The sequence below is a fragment of the Ruegeria sp. HKCCA5839 genome, assembly GCF_013035585.1.
Taxonomy (GTDB): domain Bacteria; phylum Pseudomonadota; class Alphaproteobacteria; order Rhodobacterales; family Rhodobacteraceae; genus Ruegeria.
Genome location: NZ_WQIE01000006.1, coordinates 197376 through 213114 on the forward strand (window position 1 = coordinate 197376; position 15739 = coordinate 213114).

Below are 15739 nucleotides of genomic sequence, written 5' to 3' on the forward strand. Positions count from 1 at the left end.
CAAAGAAGCGCCCTACTCCACCGCGACCGTGATCACCTCGGAGACAATCGGCGGGGAGTGTGGGACGTGGCCCGCGTCGCCCAGCACCAATTGCAATGTGTGCTCACCGGGCGGCAGGTCCAGTGTCACTTCGGTCTGCCCGCCTCCAAAGTGGACGTGATTGTCGTCTGCGGGCAGCCCATAGGCCAGCTCATCTGCACCGTCTTCACCTTGCCCAATCGGGGGGCGGTTGATCAGCAGGTGGTGGTGGCCGGTGTTTTCGACCTCGGTCCCGGCGGGCGCCACACCCATGCCCTTTAGCCCAAAGACCACTGTGACCGGCGATGAAACCGTGTCGCCATCCGCGAGATTGGCGAAATAAACAATAGCGTCCGGGTTCGAAGGCGTTGGTCCGCCCGCCATTGCAAATGTGGCAGACGCGCATAAGGCTACTGCGATTGATCTGAGTGTCATATTTCCCTCCCAAGGCCATAAATTTGCCGTCTGCATCATAACACAAATCGATAAGCACCTTGAAAATAAGGTGATTGGCATCGATCTGGCCTGAGAATTACGACTGTTTCCTCGTTTCCCAAGCGCAAACGATCAGAATTAAAACCCTTATATTATCCCATGTCTGCCAAGTTCTCGCCCAGATTGTACGCAAATGTGATCATCGAAAAGAAGACCTGGGAATGAGAGTATGGACAGACTGACCGAAATGGAGGCCTTTTCCAACGTGGTGGACCAGGGTGGCTTCACCGACGCGGCGAAAAAGATGGGAATCTCCAAATCGGCCGTGTCGAAGCACGTGTCGAGCCTGGAAGCACGGCTGGGCGCACGCCTGTTAAACCGGACAACACGTCGGGTGTCACCGACGGAGATCGGATTGGCGTATTATGATCGAGCGCGGCGGGTGTTGAACGACGCAGGCGAAGCAGATGCGATGGTGACATCGATGCAATCGGCCCCTTCGGGTCTGTTGCGGATCAGTGTTGCCACGGATTTTGGGGTAAACCACCTGTCACCGGTCTTGTCGGGCTTTTTGTCTGCCTATCCCGACATCACAGTGAACATGGTGCTGAACAACCGTTACGTTGAGCTGATCTCGGAAGGGTTTGACGTGGCAGTGCGCATTGGTGAGTTGGATGACAGCACGCTGCGGGCCCGCAAACTGACCGAAACGGTCAAACGTATGGTTGCAGCACCCAGCTATATCGAACAGTTTGGTCGCCCGCAAAAGATTGACGAGTTGAACGAGCACAAGCTGCTGCATTATTCCAGCCAGTCTTCTGGCAATGTCTGGAGACTGACAGCTCCGTCGGGTGAAAAGCGCCAAGTGCGCACGGCGGGCTGGCTGAGCGTGAATGACGGCCAATCACTGTTGAACGCAGCAATCTCGGGGCTCGGTATCGCTTATCTGCCCAGCTATCTTTATGCCGATGCATTGAAAGCGGGTGAAGTTGTGGACGCGATGCCGACTTTGCCGGACGAAGTGCAAGGCATCTACGCCGTATACCCGCCCGGCCGCTTTACGCAGCCCAAAGTCCGGGCCTTCATCGATTTTCTTGTCGAGTCCTTCAATGAAAAGGGCCCGATGAACTGGTAGAATTCTCCCTGTGGCACCTCACAACCCGCGCTTACTTGCGCGGGTTTTTTTTGGCCAGCGCAAGTTGGTCAGTTAATCAGCAATACCGCCTCGACACGGCGGTTGGTGTCACGTCCTTCGGGGGTAGCGTTTGATGTGATAGGGGCCAGATAGCCCGCGCCGCGCGCTTCCACCCGGTTTCCGTCAATCCCAAAGGTCTCGATCAGCCGCGTCCGCACCGCTTGGGCCCGTTCCGTGCTGACGGTGATATTGGCCTGCAAGTCACCAGTATCATCCGTATGCCCGACCAAAGCCAAACGCACATCGGGATTGTCGGACAGATAGTTCGACAGCAGTTCAAGCGACTCGTATGGGCCCTCACCCAGGGAAAACTCGCCAGTTGGAAAATGCAGATCGGCCAGTATGACGTGACCATCACGGATCAGATCAGCCAACAGACCTTGCGATCCGTCCACGGTTTCTTCAATCACCAGCGCTGGCGTAGACGGAGCATCCACAGGGGTCACCCGGATCATTTGCAAGTACCCGTCAGGCGGGTTGCGACTGACCAAAAGGCTCAGCACATCGTCCCCGAGGGCAGCAGACAGAATGCGATAATCCTGGATGGCCACATACATATCTGGCGTAGGTACAACCTCGGTAGCAAAGCGAAAATCAAACCCGCCGCATTCACGCGCTTCGCACTCGAACAGAATCTCATAGCCTTGCGCGATCAATTGATCCCGCAATGGCGCCAGTAATTGCAGTGTTGTGCTGGCACCCGCCTGCAAGCGCCATGTCAGGCGTTCGACCCGGCCCTCGACCTGGCGCACAGGGATTTGGCCGTCAGAAAAAACACCTGTGGGCAAGTCATAGCTGTCCAACGTGCTGGTGCGATCCGACACTTGGCGAGCGCTGGACGGCAAGGTCAGATCCTGTGCCAGAACCGGTTTCGCCAAAAGCGCAAAACATAAAAGAAGAAAGCGGATCATCTGAATTGTGCGTGATACTCTGGGTTCGGGACCATCGCCGTTGCACTGGCGACACGATTGGTCATGTTAAAAAAGCCCGCCACATTGGCAATATCCCAGATGTCGCGATCACTGAAACCGGCATCGCGCAGGCTCTGTCGGTCCGACTCTTCAACCGACGCGCTGGATGTGGTCATTTTCGCTGCAAAATCCAGCATCGCGCGGTGACGAGGGTTCAGCGGGGCGATTTTGTAGTTCATCACCAGCATTTCACCCAATTCCGGTTCGCCAGACAGTTGACGGACAGCCGCCCCATGCGCAACCAAACAGTAAAAGCATCTGTTGAGGGACGAGACGACAACCGCAATCATCTCGCGTTCCAGTTTGGACAACCCGCTTTCGGCCAGCATCAAATCGTTATACATCGCCGTAAAAGCGTTCAGCTTTTCGATATCAAAGGCATAGGCACGCAATACGTTCGGCACCATCCCAAGTTTTTCGACACAGATGTCGAAGTATTTTTGTGTTTCCGGAGGCAATGGATCGACCATCGGCAGGTTCAGCGCCGTTGGCATTGCGTCTTGTTTCATATGCCCTCCTTAGACCTGCAAGCGGTAATGATAGGTTCCAACCAACTCCATCCCAAGCGAACTGTACAGACCGTTGGCCCCAACATTTTCCTGTGTACAGATCACGCTTAGGGTTTTGGCCCCGTTCTCCAGCGCCCAAAAGGCCGCAGCGCGCATGGCCCATTTGCCCAAACCCTGGCGGCGATGGTCAGATAGGATTTCCAGCGCATGTACCATCGCAACCCCATCTTGAGCTGCCACAAAACCGGTTCCAGCGGGTTGATCCTTATGCCGTATCAAAAGACCCGTTTTAGGGCCGGCTGCCCGATCCATCACAGCCAGACGTGCAGGGCCGATCCCGCCCCGCGCCCAGATCTCTCGCATGATCGCCAGAGGCTCCCACAACGTGAAAACGGTAACGCGCGGGATCGGCACATCGGTGAGATGTTCGACCGGGCATGAATAGATATTCACCGGGTCCAGAACCTCATAGCCGCGATTGGCCAGCTGTTCGTCCAGCGCTTCATCCCCGGGCCAGACACAAAACAAGCGTTTTTGGCCCATACCCAGCATGGCCTGTTCCGCGGCGTCTATGTCTGCTTCTGAGAACGCGCCAATCCGACTGGCCGCTGACACGCGCGAGCCACCGCCCTGACCACGGCGTAGCCTGAATGGGTCATCTTGGATGAATTCAGCCGCAGGCCAGGTGCCGTCAACGATTTTCGACCAGTCTTTACTCAAAGCTCAAGATCTTTCGCCAGTCGCGTGATTGCAGCGTCGATGCGCGCACCTTCGACGCCTCTGACCACAACGTTTGCGCCAAAAACGCCGTTGACCTGAAAGGGGTAACACCCAATCGACAAGTCCGGGAAGTCATCTGCAAGGCTGCCCAGCGTCGCGGCGATATCGCCCTCGCCCCGATCCACCCGCAGAGTCTGAGACAAAAGCGGGCTGCCACCGGTCAGCTTGGGCAGAACACTGGCAACCATGGCTTCGAACACCGATGGGACACCGGCCATCACATGGACATTGGCGATGGTAAAGCCCGGCGCGGTCGAGACCGGATTCTCGATCAACTCGGCGCCGTCGGGAATACGCGCCATGCGCAATCTGGCCTCATTCAACTCTGATCCCGACTTTGCATAATGCGCTTCAAGCAAGGCGCGCGCATCGGCGCGGACGTCAATTGGGGTGTCAAAAGCGCGGGCGATACAGTCGGCGGTGATGTCGTCATGGGTGGGACCGATACCGCCGCTGGTAAAGACATGATCATACGCCTTTGACAGCGCCTGAACCGCGCTTTCGATAGCGGCTGCGTCGTCCGAGACAATCCGAACCTCTTTCAAATCAATCCCCTGCTTGGTCAGCTCCTGCGCCAAAAAATGCATGTTCGCGTCGCGGGTCCGGCCCGACAGGATTTCGTCACCGATGACCAGCATGGCTGCGGTTGGATTGGCCATGGCGCTGTCTCCTCTTGATCGGCTGTTTGGGCAGGTATAGGCCCTTGGCCATGCGATTTGAAACCCCCCTTGTCCCCGCCCGACTGATCCGCCGCTATAAACGCTTTCTGGCCGATTGCAGCTTGGAGGACGGGCGCGAGGTGACAGCCCATTGCGCCAATCCCGGCAGCATGATGGGGCTGGCGGAACCCGGGCAGAAGATCTGGCTGGAGCCCAATGATGACCCCAGGAAAAAGCTGAAATTCGGCTGGCGCCTGGTCGATCATGAAAACGGGCATTTCACCGGTGTCGACACCTCAGTGCCAAACCGCGCGCTGCGCATCGCGCTTGAGGCGGGGCAGATCCCTGAACTGGCCGCCTATGAAACCGTCCGGGCCGAGGTGAAATACGGCGAAAACAGCCGCATTGATTTCCTGCTGACCCAACCGGGCCTGCCGGACGCCTATGTCGAGGTCAAAAGCGTCACCCTGTCGCGCCAGCCCGGTCTGGCCGAGTTCCCCGACAGCGTCACCGCCCGCGGCACCAAACATCTGGGTGAACTGGCCAAAATGGCTGCGCAAGGCCACCGCGCGATCATGCTGTATCTGGTACAACGCACCGACTGTGACCGCTTCGCGCTGGCCGCAGATATCGACCCGGCCTATGCGGCGGCTTTCGACGCCGCAACCGGGGTCGAGCGGATGGTGTGCGGCACACGGATTTCACCCGAGGGGGTTTGGGTCGAAGGGTATTTGACTTGAGATGCACGATCTGTGACCGTCCAATACCAGAAAGCCAATTCGATTGTTCCAAGGCATTATGACACATAAAAAGGTTTGGGAATCTCTCCTTCTTTACTCAACCCGAAACTCTCAACCAGTTGATATCTATCTGAATGCTCCGCGCCCGGCAGGATATGCCGAGTTCCGTCAGCGGTATGCTTACATGGTGGCCGACATTGATGAGTCTGAGTATCCAGCATACATCCATTTCGGCTACAGAGATATCGCGCGTATGAAGAAAGAGAACCTACCAGATATATTTACTGGCGAGTTGGGTTTGATCTTTGTGTAAGGCGAAATGCATGACCTGCTAACTCAGTTTCAACTCGGTCGTACACGATTCAAAGAAGTAGAGCTACGGGAGTATGACCAGAAAACACCTTTTCCCGGAAGGCGTTGGTTTTTCATGCATATTCGAGAAAACCGAAAGACCTTCGTACCTGAAAAGTCTGTAAGTATTCATCCGGCTGGCACTAAAGGAAAGGCCTGGAGGGCGCATCCTGAAGGTGACAACAAGCTTGCCATTGACCCGACCAACGCCAGTGATCTGGATCTTTGGATTGATCGCAGTATCAGAAATCGGGTGTTTTTCTCGGACCAACTGAAAGTCGCGATCAAAAACTCGGGCCTTAGCGCGCGCTGGCTGGGGTTTCGGCCTTGCGAAATTGTGAAGCCCGGCGGTGCTTGAATTCTCGTGATACTGCGTCACCATTATACATCGAAACACCGCGACTCTGCGCCCTCTGGAACTTTCTGCGCAAGCAGCGTAAATAGCTCATTGCGCGCAACAATTGGAGCCAAGCGTCGATGAAAGAGCATCGTGGCCGTCTGACGAAGGACGGTATCCGCATCTATGAACAGGGTGACTTTGCCGGGATGCACGCGGCAGGGGCTCTGGCGGCGCGCATTCTGGATGATATTGCCGATCACGTCTTTCCCGGCCAGACCACTGGCGCGATTGACGGGATCATCACTCAGATGGTGGAAGAGGCCGGAGCGACCTCGGCCACGATCGGGTACAAAGGTTATGAACACGCCAGCTGTATCAGCGTGAACCATGTGGTGTGCCACGGCATCCCCGGGGACAAGCGTCTGAAAGATGGCGATATTCTGAATATCGACGTGACCGTAATCGTCGACGGCTGGTTTGGCGACACGTCGCGCATGTATGTGGCCGGCAAGCTGCCACGCAAGGCCGAGCGGTTGATCCAAGTGACCCATGATGCGCTGTTCAAAGGCATCGAGATGGTCAAACCCGGCAATACGTTCGGCGATATTGGCCACGCCATTCAGGCCTATGTCGAGGCCCATCGTATGAGCGTCGTGCGCGATTTCTGCGGCCACGGGCTGGGTCGTGTGTTCCACGCACCGCCCAATGTGCTGCATTACGGTCGCCCGGGCACTGGCGCGGTTCTGGAAGAAGGCATGTTCTTTACCATCGAGCCGATGGTCAATCTGGGCCGCCCGGAAACCAAGACGCTGGCCGATGACTGGACGGCGGTGACCCGGGACAAATCTCTATCGGCACAGTTCGAGCATTCGGTGGGTGTAACAGCGGACGGGGTCGAGATCTTTACCTTGTCACCCGGTGGCAAATACCACCCGACCTATTCTTCGTCCTGATCCAGGGCCTGATCCCGAAGCACCTTCAACAGCATCGTCTCGGCCCCCCATGGCGTGACCGCATCATGGATGAACACCGGTGCGCGCCGGGGTTTGGGCTCGGGGCCTGTGGCGGCCTCGGTCTTTTGTGCTGGCACCCAGAAGGGCGGAGTTAAAGCTCGGTCCATGTGCTCAGTTTAGCACGGGTCGTTCAAATCCCCAAAAGTTCTGGCACCTCGGCCATGTCCCGAAAGACCTCGGCCCCCAGATCCGCCAGCTTCTCGCCTCCACCCTCGGGCGCATAGGCCAAACAGCGCATATTCGCGCGCATCGCAGCGGTCACACCGCTGATGCTGTCTTCGATAACGACCGGCGCACTGGCGTCGAAATGACGTGCAGCGGTCAGGAACAGGTCGGGATCGGGTTTTGCAGTCTTCAACACATGCGCCGAGAACATCGCATCTTGGAAACGATACAGCAGGTCGTTTTGCCCCAGGGTAATACCCATCTTTTCGGGGCTGCCATTTGAGGCAACGCAGAATGGCACCTCTTTTTGGTCCAGCGCGGTCAACAGATCAGGCACACCCGGCATCACCGTCACGCCCTGGCGCAGACGACCATAGATAGCGGCATAGATCTGATCGACCCAATCCTCGGGCAGGTCCGCCCCCATCTGGCGCGCGACCTCTCCTGCACCTCGCATGGTGCCGCCCACAAACAGCTGGTAACTATCGTCGATGGTCAGGTTCAGCCCATAGCTGTTGAGGTTCGCAATCAGCACTTGGTTGGTGATCGGCTCACTGTCCACCAGAACACCGTCACAATCGAAAATCACCAGATCATGCATGAGGGGTCTCCAACTGTTACCGCTCAGCCCTAACCGAGCTTGGGCGTTGTGGCAATTTGATAAGCAGCGACAAATCGCCAGTGTCCGTTTCAGTCTGAAACATCGCGCCACATCAATGAGATATGGGTATCGCCATATTTGCGAGTATCGCGCAGATTAAACCCCGGCGGGGCGGCCATCGGGGCGTTTTCTTCCCATACGATCAGGGCGTCACCTGCGACCCAGCCCCCGGCTAATGCGGCCGCGATCGCTTTCTGCCCCAGGCTTTTGCCATAAGGAGGATCCAGAAAGATCAGGTCGTAAGGCGCATCGGGGTTGTCACCAAGTTTCAGCGCAGTGCGGCGCAGTAGATTGGTGCTGTCCGCAGCTTGGATCAGGTCGATATTCTTGCGGATCAGACCCTGCGCCACGCGCCCATCATCCACGAAAGTCACGTGATCGGCACCCCGCGACAAAGCCTCAAGCCCCAGTGCTCCGGTGCCGGCAAACAGGTCCAGCACGCGCAGCCCGTCGAAGTCGATTTGATGGCTCAAAACGTTGAATAGGCTTTCGCGCACCCGGTCGGTGGTGGGGCGCAGATGTGCGCCCGCATCGCCCTTGCCGACCGAAGCCAAAGCGCGGCCACGGAAGTCTCCGGCGATGATCCTCACGCTTTAAGCAGCGGTTTAAGGTCGGCGTCGGGGTCGGCCACAACCGCCGGATCAGCAGTCTTACCGGCGTCGATCAGACGTTTGCCAACCATATAGGCCCGAGGGTCGTTCATCGCATCAACGGCAATCAACTGGTCACCCCTATAGTACCAGAACGACACGGTCTGGCCCTCGCCCTGACGTGTGACGACACGATCATAACCTGTGTTCAGCCCGGCGATTTGTAACTTGACGTCATACTGATCCGACCAGAACCAGGGCGTGGCCACATAATCCTTGGCCGCACCCAGCATGTTCTGGGCCACGATTTCAGCCTGATCGATGGCATTGGGCACGCTTTCCAGTCGAATGCGTCCCTCTCTATGCGGAAATGAGGCGCAATCCCCCGCCGCCCAGATCGACGGGTCTGAGGTACGGCCATGAGCATCGGTCTTGATCCCGTTGTCCAATTCCAGCCCGGCCATTTCGGCAAGAGCGGTCGAAGGAACGATGCCGACACCGACAACAACAAGATCAACTTCCAACTCTGTTCCATCGGTAAGAACAGCGCCGGTGACCTTGCCGTCATGGCCAACCAAATGGTCCAGGCCGACGCCCTCACGGATATCAGCACCATATTGCGTATGCAGGGTGCGGAAGAAATCGCTGGTTTCCGGGGCCGCGACGCGCTGAAGGATGCGATCTGCCATTTCGACCAAGGTCACCTTGACCCCACGCTTGGCGCAGACGGCTGCGGCCTCAAGCCCGATATACCCACCGCCCACGATCAGGGCGCGGGCGCCTTCGGTCACAAAGGGGCCCATATCATCAACATGGGCCAGATCGCGCACCACATGCACGCCCTCCAGATCGCCACCGATTGCAGCGGGCAGGCGTCGTGGCTCGGACCCGGTGGTAAGCGCCAGTTCGTCATAGGAAATCACCTCACCCGCGACGGTCACGGTCTTGGCCTGTGGATCAATATCAGTCACGGGCTGACCAAGGCGCAAGGTGATGTTGTTTTCCGCGTAAAAGCTTTCGGGTCGCAGAAACAGACGCTCCAGCTCCATTTCGCCAAGCAGATAAGCCTTGGACAAAGGTGGGCGCTGATAGGGCAAATGAGGCTCGGCCCCGATCAGGGTGATTTCGCCATCGAACCCGTCCTTGCGCAATCTGGCAACCAACGATGCTCCGGCCTGTCCGGCCCCGATCACAACAAAATGGCTCATGTGTCTCTTACCCTGTCAAATTCACGTGGTCTCGTTCACAGGACCACCTATATTGCGTCGCAACACAACTCTGCAAATCCAAACAACAGGAGCTGAAAAATGATTTCCAGTGGAGACACCCTTCCCGATGCCACATTGACCCAATTGGGTGCGGAGGGGCCGGAAGAGGTTCGGATTTCAGACAAGACCAAAGGACGCAAAGTGGTGATCTTTGCGGTTCCGGGTGCGTTCACCCCAACGTGCCACTCGGCCCATGTGCCCAGCTTTATCCGCACAAAGGATCAGTTTGACGCAAAGGGCGTTGATGAAATCATCTGCATCTCGGTCAACGATCCTTTTGTCATGAAAGCCTGGGGCGAAGCGACCGGTGCTGCGGATGCGGGTCTGACTATGCTGGCCGACGCGACGTCTGAATTCACCAAAGCCATTGGTATGGATTTTGACGCACCGCCTGCGGGGTTGATCGCACGCTCCAAGCGCTATGCGATGCTTGTCGAAGATGGCAAGGTAACTGCGTTGAACCTGGAAGAAAGCCCAGGCGCATGTGAGATTTCGGCAGGCGAAGGTCTGCTGGCGTCAATCTAAGCCCCGGCGGCGCGGCAAATTTAACTTGCGGCGGTTCTTTGGTATGCAAGTATCAAAGTGATGCAAACCGGAGAACCGCGAATGAAACTCAAGTTTATTGCGTTTGGCCTGGTCAGCGCTGGCACCTTGGCCGCATGCGGGCCCGCCCCGACCCCTCAGCAACAAGCCGCGCGTCAGCACGAGATCGCATGCCTAAGCGGAACGCTTGGCGGCGCTTTGATCGGCGGGGCGATTGGAAATCAGTTCGGCGGTGGATCCGGCAAAGCAATTCTGACTGCCGCAGGCGCTGCTGCCGGTGGGGTCAGCGGTCAACGTTACGCTTGCTGAGGAGAACCCGGATGAAATACGCAACCGCAATTCTGGTGTTTTTGGGTCTTGCAAGCGCTGGCGCCGCCGAGACAACGGCCGAGTTGAACGAAGCCGAATTGAAGGCCATCGACACAAACAATGACGGCTTCCTGTCCAAAGACGAATTCGACGCGTTTTCCGACTATGCGTTTCAGGAAATGGATGACGACAAGAACGGCACGCTGGGTCAGGCCGAAGCGACAAAATTTCTGGACATCAAGCAATTCCAAAAGGTTGACCGAAACAACGACAGCGTTATTTCTCGTGAGGAATACAACAATCAGATGAACGCTGACTTTCAGGCAGCGGATCAAGACGGAAACGGCCGGCTGGATTGAGCCCCGGTATTTTGACGGGAGTGTATTATGAACAAATGGATCGGCCTCGGGGCCGTGTTGTGTTTAGCAGCCTGTGACGTGCCTCAGGCGCCGACTTTTGTCGGTGCCGACGGGCAAACGCGGATCGAGATCAATACCAGCGGCTTGACCTGTTTTGAAACCCGGTGCCTGGATATTGATCCCCGTGCGCGCAGTGTACGGTCGATCGGAAATCGCACCACGCGCATACCCGGCAATATCGATGTTAGCAGCGGCTCCGTCACACCCGCTGAATTCCGTCAAATGGCACAGGTTGCTCTCTTGGCCGGCGGGCAAGGGTCACAATCGGATCGCGACTAAACCAGCGCGTCCATCTTGCGTGCCAGTTTGGCGTCCAATGATGACAACCCACCCACATCGTGGGTGGACAATGTGACCTCAACCGTCTTGTAGACGTTGAACCATTCGGGATGATGGTTCCACTTCTCGGCCCAGATCGCCACTCGGGTCATCCATCCGAACGCGTCAACGAAATCATCGAACGTAAAGGTCTTGGTCAGGGCATCTCGGTCTTCGACCATCATCCAGCCATTTCTGAATAGCGGGTCCAGCAAAGGGCCACGCGCCTCGGTCGACAAGAGTTCACTCATTGCTGTTCCTCCGGGTTTGCCTTTTTGAACGGGCCGTAATCCGTCAGGATTTCGATCTCTTCCCCCACAGCTTGGGCTTCGGCGTCCAGATATTTTCGGATCGCATCCGCAAATCCCGCGTCACCAACCCAGTGAACGCTATGCGTCAGTGTTGGTAAATAACCCCGCGCCAGCTTGTGTTCGCCCTGCGCCCCGGCCTCGACCCGTTTCAAGCCCTGGGCGATGGCGAAATCGATGGCCCGATAATAGCACAGTTCGAAATGCAGACAGGGATGATGTTCAACACAACCCCAATAGCGACCGTATAGGGTTTCTCGCCCGATGAAGTTCAGCGCGCCAGCAACCGGATATCCGTTGCGTTCCGCAATGACCAAAGCCATGTCTTCGGCCATGGTTTCATGGGCGATATCAAAGAATTGCCGCGTCAGATAAGGCGCACCCCATTTGCGTGCACCGGTATCCTGATAAAAGCGCCAAAACGCGTCCCAGTGTTCTGGGTGCAGGTCGTCTCCGGTCAGAGTGTGGATCTGGCCGCCAAACGCGGTGGCCTGTTTACGCTCTTTTCGGATGTTCTTCCGCTTGCGCGACGACAGTGCTGCCAAGAAACCATCGAAATCGGCATAGTCTTCGTTCAACCAATGAAACTGTTGCGACTGGCGATGCATCAACCCCATCTGCGCGCCCGCAAGCGCTTCGGCCTCGGTGCAAAACGTGGCATGGAGCGACGAAACCTGGTTCTCGGCCGCCAGTTGCACTGCGCCCTGCACAAGCGCTGACATGCCCACCACGTCATAGCCCGGTCGCACCAGAAAGCGTCGTCCTGTGGCGGGTGTAAAAGGCACCGCTATTTGCAGCTTGGGATAGTAGCGACCACCCGCGCTTTCATAGGCATGGGCCCAGCTGTGATCGAAGATATACTCACCCTGACTGTGGCTTTTGGCATACATCGGTGCGGCGCCAATCAGCATCCCGTCAAGATAGGCTGTCAGATATTGCGGCTGCCAGCCGGTGCCACGCCCGACCGAGCCGCTTTCTTCCAGCGCCATCAGAAACCGGTGCGTTGTAAACGGATCCAGCGGGCGTCCGCCCTCTGCGGCCTCGGGACAGGCGCAACTGTCCCAGTCCGCCGCCGAAATCTGCGACAGCGAGCTCAGAATCCGAACTTCGACTTGTGATTGATCCATGTGCCCTCAACGCCCTGGCTATTATCTGTGGCCGAGGCAAATCGGTTCAAGCCGAATGTTCGGCCAGATACCCTTCGAATGTCACATTATCGGCAACCAGACGCGCCTGTGCCTCTTCTTCGGGCGAGCGGATCGTCCAACACAGGATCGGAACGCCTCTTGCCTTCAGCTCGGCCACCCGCGGGCGCGAGAGATCTTTGGCCTCGTGGCTGATGAAACTCGCGTGAGCCCGGTCGAAATCCGGGATACCACGCAAGTGGTCACAGACGGTTTCAGGCAAAAGCTCGACCTTGGGCTGATAGGAACACGTCACAATACCGCGCGGGATGTCCGGAGCCAGACGGGCCAGTTCGACAACACTGTGCGGGTTGAAGGACATCAGCGCCACAGGCCCCTGATACCCTTGCAGGGCCCGCACCGTCGCGGCCTCGAGCGCGCCGATATTCGGCCCCATCGCACCGTCCTGATCCTTAAGCTCGATCAGCAACGGCACGCGCCCCGCCACAAGAGTCAGCACATCTTCCAGGCTTGGAATACCCGCGCCGTCCCCTTTCAGCAGGGCCGTTTGTTGCGCCTGCCGTGCCGGGATTTGCTGGATCGGGCCAGGCTGGCCGGTCAATCGCGTCATGTCATAGTCGTGAAAGACCATGGCCTGCGCGTCCGAGGTCAGCTGCAGATCAATCTCAATCCCATATCCGGCCTCAATCGCAGCCTCGATTGCGGCCCGGCTGTTTTCCGGGCGCGCGTTTTCGATATCGTGCAAGGCACGATGCGCAATCGGTACCGAGAGGAAGGCCTCTGGCAGCGCGGGTCTCATTGGACTTCGAAAATGCCTTCGATTTCAACCGCCACACCCAACGGAAGCGCGGCTGCGCTGACAGCGGAACGGGAATGGCGACCGGCCTCGCCCAGCGCTTCGACCAGAAAATCCGAGGCTCCGTTGATGACTTGTGGCTGTGCGGTGAAATCCGGCGTCGAGTTCACAAAACCGGTCAGTTTGATCACACGCACCAGCTTGTCGATGTCACCCCCACACGCCGCTTTGACCTGAGCCAACAGGTTGATCGCACAGGTTCTTGCGGCTGCGGCACCGGCCTCGACATCCATCGTGTCGCCCAGCTTGCCTGTAATGAGTTCACCATCCATCGAGATCTGGCCCGAGACATAAACGATGTTCCCAACGCGCACGAAAGGCACATAATTCGCCGCCGGAGCGGGCGCATCTGGCAAGTTGACGCCCAGGCTTTCCAGTTTTGCTGCAATGCTCATGTCTTGTTCCTCTTCCTCGCCAAGTTCGACTCGGGCGGACGCTAACCGGGAAGCGCCTAATCGGAAAGCGGGAAATGCAAACCTGCTGTCAAAGTGACACTCTGAGCATGAGTTCACTCATTCTTGATGCTGCAAGTTGGTCTCACTTTACGACAAACCCTTAAACGCGTTAAACGCAAGGAGTTTCAATTCACACTTGGAACGTTTATGTGACCTCGGATTGCGCCTTTGCGCGGCAAGCCTATTATTGTTTGAATGACCGGCATCGTAAGACCGGGCTTTTTTGGAGTGGCAGGAACAGTGTCTCGTCTCAGTCTTCTGAAAACCCTGATGGTGCTGTCCGTCGCGACCTTTTTGTCTGCCTGTGCCAGCCAACCCGCAGACGAAGCTGCTCGGGGCGAAGTATTTGACCCTTACGAAGGCGCCAACCGCTCGGTTCATAAGTTCAATCTGGGTGTTGACCGGTTTCTGTTCCGCCCGGCGTCAAAGGGCTATGTCAAAATCGTCCCGGATCCGATGGTGACCAGCTTTAGCACCTTCGCCGAAAACATCTCGCTGCCCGGGCAGGCGATTGACTATCTGTTGCAGGGCAACCCCAAACAGATGGGCAACGCTCTTCTGCGCTTTGTGATCAACATGACCGTTGGTGGCCTGGGCTTATCCGCGCCTGCTGACGAATTGAACCTGCCACCTGTGGATACCGATTTCGGAGAAACGCTTCACGTTTGGGGATTTGGGGAAGGCGCGTATGTCGAGCTGCCTTTCTATGGCCCCTCAACCACTCGCGACGCGGTGGGTGTAATCGTCAATTTGTTCTCGAATCCCATCAACTTCACCCCCGTGCGGCCCGCCGACAATTTGGGCGTCTATGCCGAAGTTGTAAGACGCATGGGCGACCGCGGTCGGTTTTCAGATACGGTCGACTCGATTTTGTACGACAGCGCAGACAGCTATGCCCAGGCGCGCCTGATTTATCTACAAAATCGTCGGTTTGAACTGGCGAGAGATGATGAAGACTCCTATTTGGGTCTATATGATGACCCATATGCCGATATTGGCACCGACCCTGTCAGGGACCCTTTCCTAGACCCTTACGAGGACCCCTATGCCGAATAATGTTTTGAACAGACGTCAATTTGTTTCGACCTCATTCGCTGGTCTAGCGGCGACACTGCTGCCCCTTCCCGCCTTTGCTTTGACTGAGGCAGAGGCCACGCAGCTGGTGAATTCAGTGGTCGCCGACATCACCCGCGTTATCGACTCCGGTAAATCCGAAAACGCGATGCTGCGCGATTTCGAACGGATCTTCGTGGAATACGGTGATGTGCCGATCATGGCCCGCTATGCGCTCGGTGTCGAAGCTCGCAGCGCGTCCAATGCTCAGATGCGTCAGTTCACCAAGGCGTTTCAGGGTTACATCTCGCGCAAATACGGTCGTCGTTTCCGCGAGTTCATCGGTGGCGAAGTTACCGTTCTCAATGCACGCAAAATCAAAGCGGGTTACGAGGTTAGAACATCAGTGAAACTGCGCGGCTCGGCACCGTTCGAGGTGACGTTCCTCGTTTCCGATAAATCGGGCCGCGGTAAGTTCTTCAACATGTTCATCGAGGGTGTGAACCTGCTTTTGACCGAAAGAACAGAGATCGGGGCCCTGCTGGATGCACGCAAAGGCAACCTCAATCAGTTGATCAAAGATCTGGATTCAATCGGTTAGGGTTTCCCGCCCTGATGCGTGACCAGAGCCGCGAGGC

The 15739-nt window shown here is 57.0% G+C and carries 24 protein-coding genes; 11 read left to right on the forward strand and 13 right to left on the reverse strand.

Features of this window, described 5'->3' with window-relative positions; genetic code table 11:
* Nucleotides 1-12 precede the first annotated feature (12 nt).
* The gene (locus GOV38_RS16590; protein WP_171101608.1) at nucleotides 13-453 is read right to left on the reverse strand and encodes a DUF4399 domain-containing protein; all 441 of its coding nucleotides are present in this window, start codon (nucleotides 451-453) and stop codon (nucleotides 13-15) included.
* Nucleotides 454-682: 229 nt separating this feature from the next.
* On the opposite strand from GOV38_RS16590, the gene GOV38_RS16595 reads away from it, so the two are divergent.
* Nucleotides 683-1588, forward strand: a complete 906-nt coding sequence (locus tag GOV38_RS16595; RefSeq protein ID WP_171101609.1) for a LysR family transcriptional regulator — start codon at nucleotides 683-685, stop codon at nucleotides 1586-1588.
* 68 nt (nucleotides 1589-1656) lie between these two features.
* Here the strand turns inward: GOV38_RS16595 and GOV38_RS16600 are convergent, their stop codons facing one another.
* From GOV38_RS16600 to GOV38_RS16615, 4 genes are read right to left on the reverse strand one after another with little or no spacing between them, the layout of a single operon-like run.
* Nucleotides 1657-2559 carry an OmpA family protein gene (locus GOV38_RS16600; protein ID WP_171209201.1) on the reverse strand — a complete coding sequence of 301 codons (903 nt, stop codon included), beginning with the start codon at nucleotides 2557-2559 and terminating at the stop codon, nucleotides 1657-1659.
* The gene (locus tag GOV38_RS16605) at nucleotides 2556-3128 is read right to left on the reverse strand and encodes a peroxidase-related enzyme (protein ID WP_171209202.1); all 573 of its coding nucleotides are present in this window, start codon (nucleotides 3126-3128) and stop codon (nucleotides 2556-2558) included. The genes GOV38_RS16600 and GOV38_RS16605 overlap by 4 nt, the downstream gene beginning before the upstream one ends.
* A 9-nt stretch (nucleotides 3129-3137) precedes the next feature.
* Nucleotides 3138-3848: a GNAT family N-acetyltransferase gene (locus GOV38_RS16610; RefSeq protein ID WP_171209203.1), complete on the reverse strand. Its 711-nt coding sequence runs from the start codon at nucleotides 3846-3848 to the stop codon at nucleotides 3138-3140.
* Nucleotides 3845-4567: a molybdopterin-binding protein gene (locus GOV38_RS16615; RefSeq protein ID WP_171209204.1), complete on the reverse strand. Its 723-nt coding sequence runs from the start codon at nucleotides 4565-4567 to the stop codon at nucleotides 3845-3847. Before GOV38_RS16615 ends, GOV38_RS16610 begins: the two co-directional genes overlap by 4 nt.
* Nucleotides 4568-4617: 50 nt before the next feature.
* Between GOV38_RS16615 and sfsA the strand changes: the two genes are divergently transcribed.
* The 4 genes from sfsA (at nucleotide 4618) to map (ending at nucleotide 6951) form a co-directional block, all read left to right on the forward strand.
* Nucleotides 4618-5307 (forward strand): DNA/RNA nuclease SfsA, encoded by a 690-nt coding sequence (sfsA, locus tag GOV38_RS16620; RefSeq protein ID WP_171209205.1) that lies wholly within the window; start codon nucleotides 4618-4620, stop codon nucleotides 5305-5307.
* A 58-nt stretch (nucleotides 5308-5365) separates the two neighbouring features.
* Nucleotides 5366-5620: a hypothetical protein gene (locus GOV38_RS16625; protein WP_171209206.1), complete on the forward strand. Its 255-nt coding sequence runs from the start codon at nucleotides 5366-5368 to the stop codon at nucleotides 5618-5620.
* Between the two features lie 6 nt (nucleotides 5621-5626).
* Complete coding sequence (locus GOV38_RS16630; RefSeq protein WP_171209207.1) at nucleotides 5627-6016, forward strand: hypothetical protein; 390 nt, start codon at nucleotides 5627-5629, stop codon at nucleotides 6014-6016.
* Nucleotides 6017-6135: 119 nt separating this feature from the next.
* Entirely contained in the window at nucleotides 6136-6951 is an 816-nt protein-coding gene (gene map, locus GOV38_RS16635) for a type I methionyl aminopeptidase (protein WP_171101616.1), read from the forward strand.
* On the opposite strand, the gene GOV38_RS16640 is transcribed toward map, so the two are convergent.
* From GOV38_RS16640 to GOV38_RS16655, 4 genes are all read right to left on the reverse strand, one after another.
* Nucleotides 6936-7118 (reverse strand): hypothetical protein, encoded by a 183-nt coding sequence (locus GOV38_RS16640; protein WP_171101617.1) that lies wholly within the window; start codon nucleotides 7116-7118, stop codon nucleotides 6936-6938. The genes map and GOV38_RS16640 overlap by 16 nt on opposite strands.
* 23 nt (nucleotides 7119-7141) lie before the next feature.
* A complete protein-coding gene (locus GOV38_RS16645; RefSeq protein WP_171209208.1) occupies nucleotides 7142-7777 on the reverse strand; it encodes an HAD family phosphatase in 636 nt (211 codons plus the stop codon).
* 89 nt (nucleotides 7778-7866) lie between these two features.
* Entirely contained in the window at nucleotides 7867-8427 is a 561-nt protein-coding gene (gene rsmD, locus GOV38_RS16650) for a 16S rRNA (guanine(966)-N(2))-methyltransferase RsmD (RefSeq protein WP_171209209.1), read from the reverse strand.
* Nucleotides 8424-9635: an NAD(P)/FAD-dependent oxidoreductase gene (locus tag GOV38_RS16655; protein WP_171209210.1), complete on the reverse strand. Its 1212-nt coding sequence runs from the start codon at nucleotides 9633-9635 to the stop codon at nucleotides 8424-8426. Before GOV38_RS16655 ends, rsmD begins: the two co-directional genes overlap by 4 nt.
* A gap of 99 nt (nucleotides 9636-9734) precedes the next feature.
* Here GOV38_RS16655 and GOV38_RS16660 point away from each other — a divergent pair, with 99 nt between their 5' ends.
* The 4 genes from GOV38_RS16660 (at nucleotide 9735) to GOV38_RS16675 (ending at nucleotide 11245) form a co-directional block, all read left to right on the forward strand.
* Nucleotides 9735-10220, forward strand: coding sequence for a peroxiredoxin (locus tag GOV38_RS16660; protein WP_171209211.1), 486 nt, complete (start codon nucleotides 9735-9737; stop codon nucleotides 10218-10220).
* 81 nt (nucleotides 10221-10301) lie between these two features.
* The gene (locus GOV38_RS22505) at nucleotides 10302-10547 is read left to right on the forward strand and encodes a glycine zipper 2TM domain-containing protein (RefSeq protein WP_171101622.1); all 246 of its coding nucleotides are present in this window, start codon (nucleotides 10302-10304) and stop codon (nucleotides 10545-10547) included.
* A gap of 11 nt (nucleotides 10548-10558) precedes the next feature.
* Nucleotides 10559-10906, forward strand: coding sequence for an EF-hand domain-containing protein (locus GOV38_RS16670; RefSeq protein WP_171131937.1), 348 nt, complete (start codon nucleotides 10559-10561; stop codon nucleotides 10904-10906).
* A 27-nt stretch (nucleotides 10907-10933) separates the two neighbouring features.
* Nucleotides 10934-11245 (forward strand): hypothetical protein, encoded by a 312-nt coding sequence (locus GOV38_RS16675; RefSeq protein WP_171101624.1) that lies wholly within the window; start codon nucleotides 10934-10936, stop codon nucleotides 11243-11245.
* On the opposite strand, the gene GOV38_RS16680 is transcribed toward GOV38_RS16675, so the two are convergent.
* Genes GOV38_RS16680 through GOV38_RS16695 form a run of 4 tightly spaced genes read right to left on the reverse strand, consistent with a single transcriptional unit; the run spans nucleotide 11242 to nucleotide 13988 of the window.
* Nucleotides 11242-11535 carry a 4a-hydroxytetrahydrobiopterin dehydratase gene (locus GOV38_RS16680; RefSeq protein ID WP_171101625.1) on the reverse strand — a complete coding sequence of 98 codons (294 nt, stop codon included), beginning with the start codon at nucleotides 11533-11535 and terminating at the stop codon, nucleotides 11242-11244. The genes GOV38_RS16675 and GOV38_RS16680 overlap by 4 nt on opposite strands.
* A complete protein-coding gene (locus GOV38_RS16685; RefSeq protein ID WP_171209212.1) occupies nucleotides 11532-12719 on the reverse strand; it encodes a GNAT family N-acetyltransferase in 1188 nt (395 codons plus the stop codon). The genes GOV38_RS16680 and GOV38_RS16685 overlap by 4 nt, the downstream gene beginning before the upstream one ends.
* A 46-nt stretch (nucleotides 12720-12765) precedes the next feature.
* The gene (locus tag GOV38_RS16690; protein WP_171209213.1) at nucleotides 12766-13536 is read right to left on the reverse strand and encodes a glycerophosphodiester phosphodiesterase family protein; all 771 of its coding nucleotides are present in this window, start codon (nucleotides 13534-13536) and stop codon (nucleotides 12766-12768) included.
* On the reverse strand, nucleotides 13533-13988 hold the full coding sequence (locus GOV38_RS16695; protein WP_171209214.1) for a RidA family protein: 456 nt from the start codon (nucleotides 13986-13988) through the stop codon (nucleotides 13533-13535). Before GOV38_RS16695 ends, GOV38_RS16690 begins: the two co-directional genes overlap by 4 nt.
* Before the next feature lie 330 nt (nucleotides 13989-14318).
* Between GOV38_RS16695 and GOV38_RS16700 the strand changes: the two genes are divergently transcribed.
* On the forward strand, nucleotides 14319-15104 hold the full coding sequence (locus tag GOV38_RS16700; protein ID WP_171101707.1) for a VacJ family lipoprotein: 786 nt from the start codon (nucleotides 14319-14321) through the stop codon (nucleotides 15102-15104).
* Nucleotides 15094-15702 carry a phospholipid-binding protein MlaC gene (locus tag GOV38_RS16705; RefSeq protein WP_171131928.1) on the forward strand — a complete coding sequence of 203 codons (609 nt, stop codon included), beginning with the start codon at nucleotides 15094-15096 and terminating at the stop codon, nucleotides 15700-15702. Before GOV38_RS16700 ends, GOV38_RS16705 begins: the two co-directional genes overlap by 11 nt.
* Nucleotides 15703-15739: the final 37 nt, after the last annotated feature.

What these genes read in the sequence shown, in the direction of transcription:
- sfsA (WP_171209205.1), top strand. Translation starts at nt 4,618, where the DNA reads ATGCGATTTGAAACCCCCCTTGTCCCCGCCCGACTGATCCGCCGCTAT.
- map (WP_171101616.1), top strand. Translation starts at nt 6,136, where the DNA reads ATGAAAGAGCATCGTGGCCGTCTGACGAAGGACGGTATCCGCATCTAT.
- GOV38_RS16695 (WP_171209214.1), bottom strand. Translation starts at nt 13,988, where the DNA reads ATGAGCATTGCAGCAAAACTGGAAAGCCTGGGCGTCAACTTGCCAGAT.
- GOV38_RS16675 (WP_171101624.1), top strand. Translation starts at nt 10,934, where the DNA reads ATGAACAAATGGATCGGCCTCGGGGCCGTGTTGTGTTTAGCAGCCTGT.
- GOV38_RS16670 (WP_171131937.1), top strand. Translation starts at nt 10,559, where the DNA reads ATGAAATACGCAACCGCAATTCTGGTGTTTTTGGGTCTTGCAAGCGCT.
- GOV38_RS16600 (WP_171209201.1), bottom strand. Translation starts at nt 2,559, where the DNA reads ATGATCCGCTTTCTTCTTTTATGTTTTGCGCTTTTGGCGAAACCGGTT.
- GOV38_RS16640 (WP_171101617.1), bottom strand. Translation starts at nt 7,118, where the DNA reads ATGGACCGAGCTTTAACTCCGCCCTTCTGGGTGCCAGCACAAAAGACC.
- GOV38_RS16595 (WP_171101609.1), top strand. Translation starts at nt 683, where the DNA reads ATGGACAGACTGACCGAAATGGAGGCCTTTTCCAACGTGGTGGACCAG.
- GOV38_RS16705 (WP_171131928.1), top strand. Translation starts at nt 15,094, where the DNA reads ATGCCGAATAATGTTTTGAACAGACGTCAATTTGTTTCGACCTCATTC.
- GOV38_RS16660 (WP_171209211.1), top strand. Translation starts at nt 9,735, where the DNA reads ATGATTTCCAGTGGAGACACCCTTCCCGATGCCACATTGACCCAATTG.
- GOV38_RS16590 (WP_171101608.1), bottom strand. Translation starts at nt 453, where the DNA reads ATGACACTCAGATCAATCGCAGTAGCCTTATGCGCGTCTGCCACATTT.
- GOV38_RS16700 (WP_171101707.1), top strand. Translation starts at nt 14,319, where the DNA reads ATGGTGCTGTCCGTCGCGACCTTTTTGTCTGCCTGTGCCAGCCAACCC.
- GOV38_RS16630 (WP_171209207.1), top strand. Translation starts at nt 5,627, where the DNA reads ATGCATGACCTGCTAACTCAGTTTCAACTCGGTCGTACACGATTCAAA.
- GOV38_RS22505 (WP_171101622.1), top strand. Translation starts at nt 10,302, where the DNA reads ATGAAACTCAAGTTTATTGCGTTTGGCCTGGTCAGCGCTGGCACCTTG.
- GOV38_RS16655 (WP_171209210.1), bottom strand. Translation starts at nt 9,635, where the DNA reads ATGAGCCATTTTGTTGTGATCGGGGCCGGACAGGCCGGAGCATCGTTG.
- GOV38_RS16680 (WP_171101625.1), bottom strand. Translation starts at nt 11,535, where the DNA reads ATGAGTGAACTCTTGTCGACCGAGGCGCGTGGCCCTTTGCTGGACCCG.
- GOV38_RS16690 (WP_171209213.1), bottom strand. Translation starts at nt 13,536, where the DNA reads ATGAGACCCGCGCTGCCAGAGGCCTTCCTCTCGGTACCGATTGCGCAT.
- GOV38_RS16685 (WP_171209212.1), bottom strand. Translation starts at nt 12,719, where the DNA reads ATGGATCAATCACAAGTCGAAGTTCGGATTCTGAGCTCGCTGTCGCAG.
- GOV38_RS16615 (WP_171209204.1), bottom strand. Translation starts at nt 4,567, where the DNA reads ATGGCCAATCCAACCGCAGCCATGCTGGTCATCGGTGACGAAATCCTG.
- GOV38_RS16645 (WP_171209208.1), bottom strand. Translation starts at nt 7,777, where the DNA reads ATGCATGATCTGGTGATTTTCGATTGTGACGGTGTTCTGGTGGACAGT.
- GOV38_RS16625 (WP_171209206.1), top strand. Translation starts at nt 5,366, where the DNA reads ATGACACATAAAAAGGTTTGGGAATCTCTCCTTCTTTACTCAACCCGA.
- GOV38_RS16605 (WP_171209202.1), bottom strand. Translation starts at nt 3,128, where the DNA reads ATGAAACAAGACGCAATGCCAACGGCGCTGAACCTGCCGATGGTCGAT.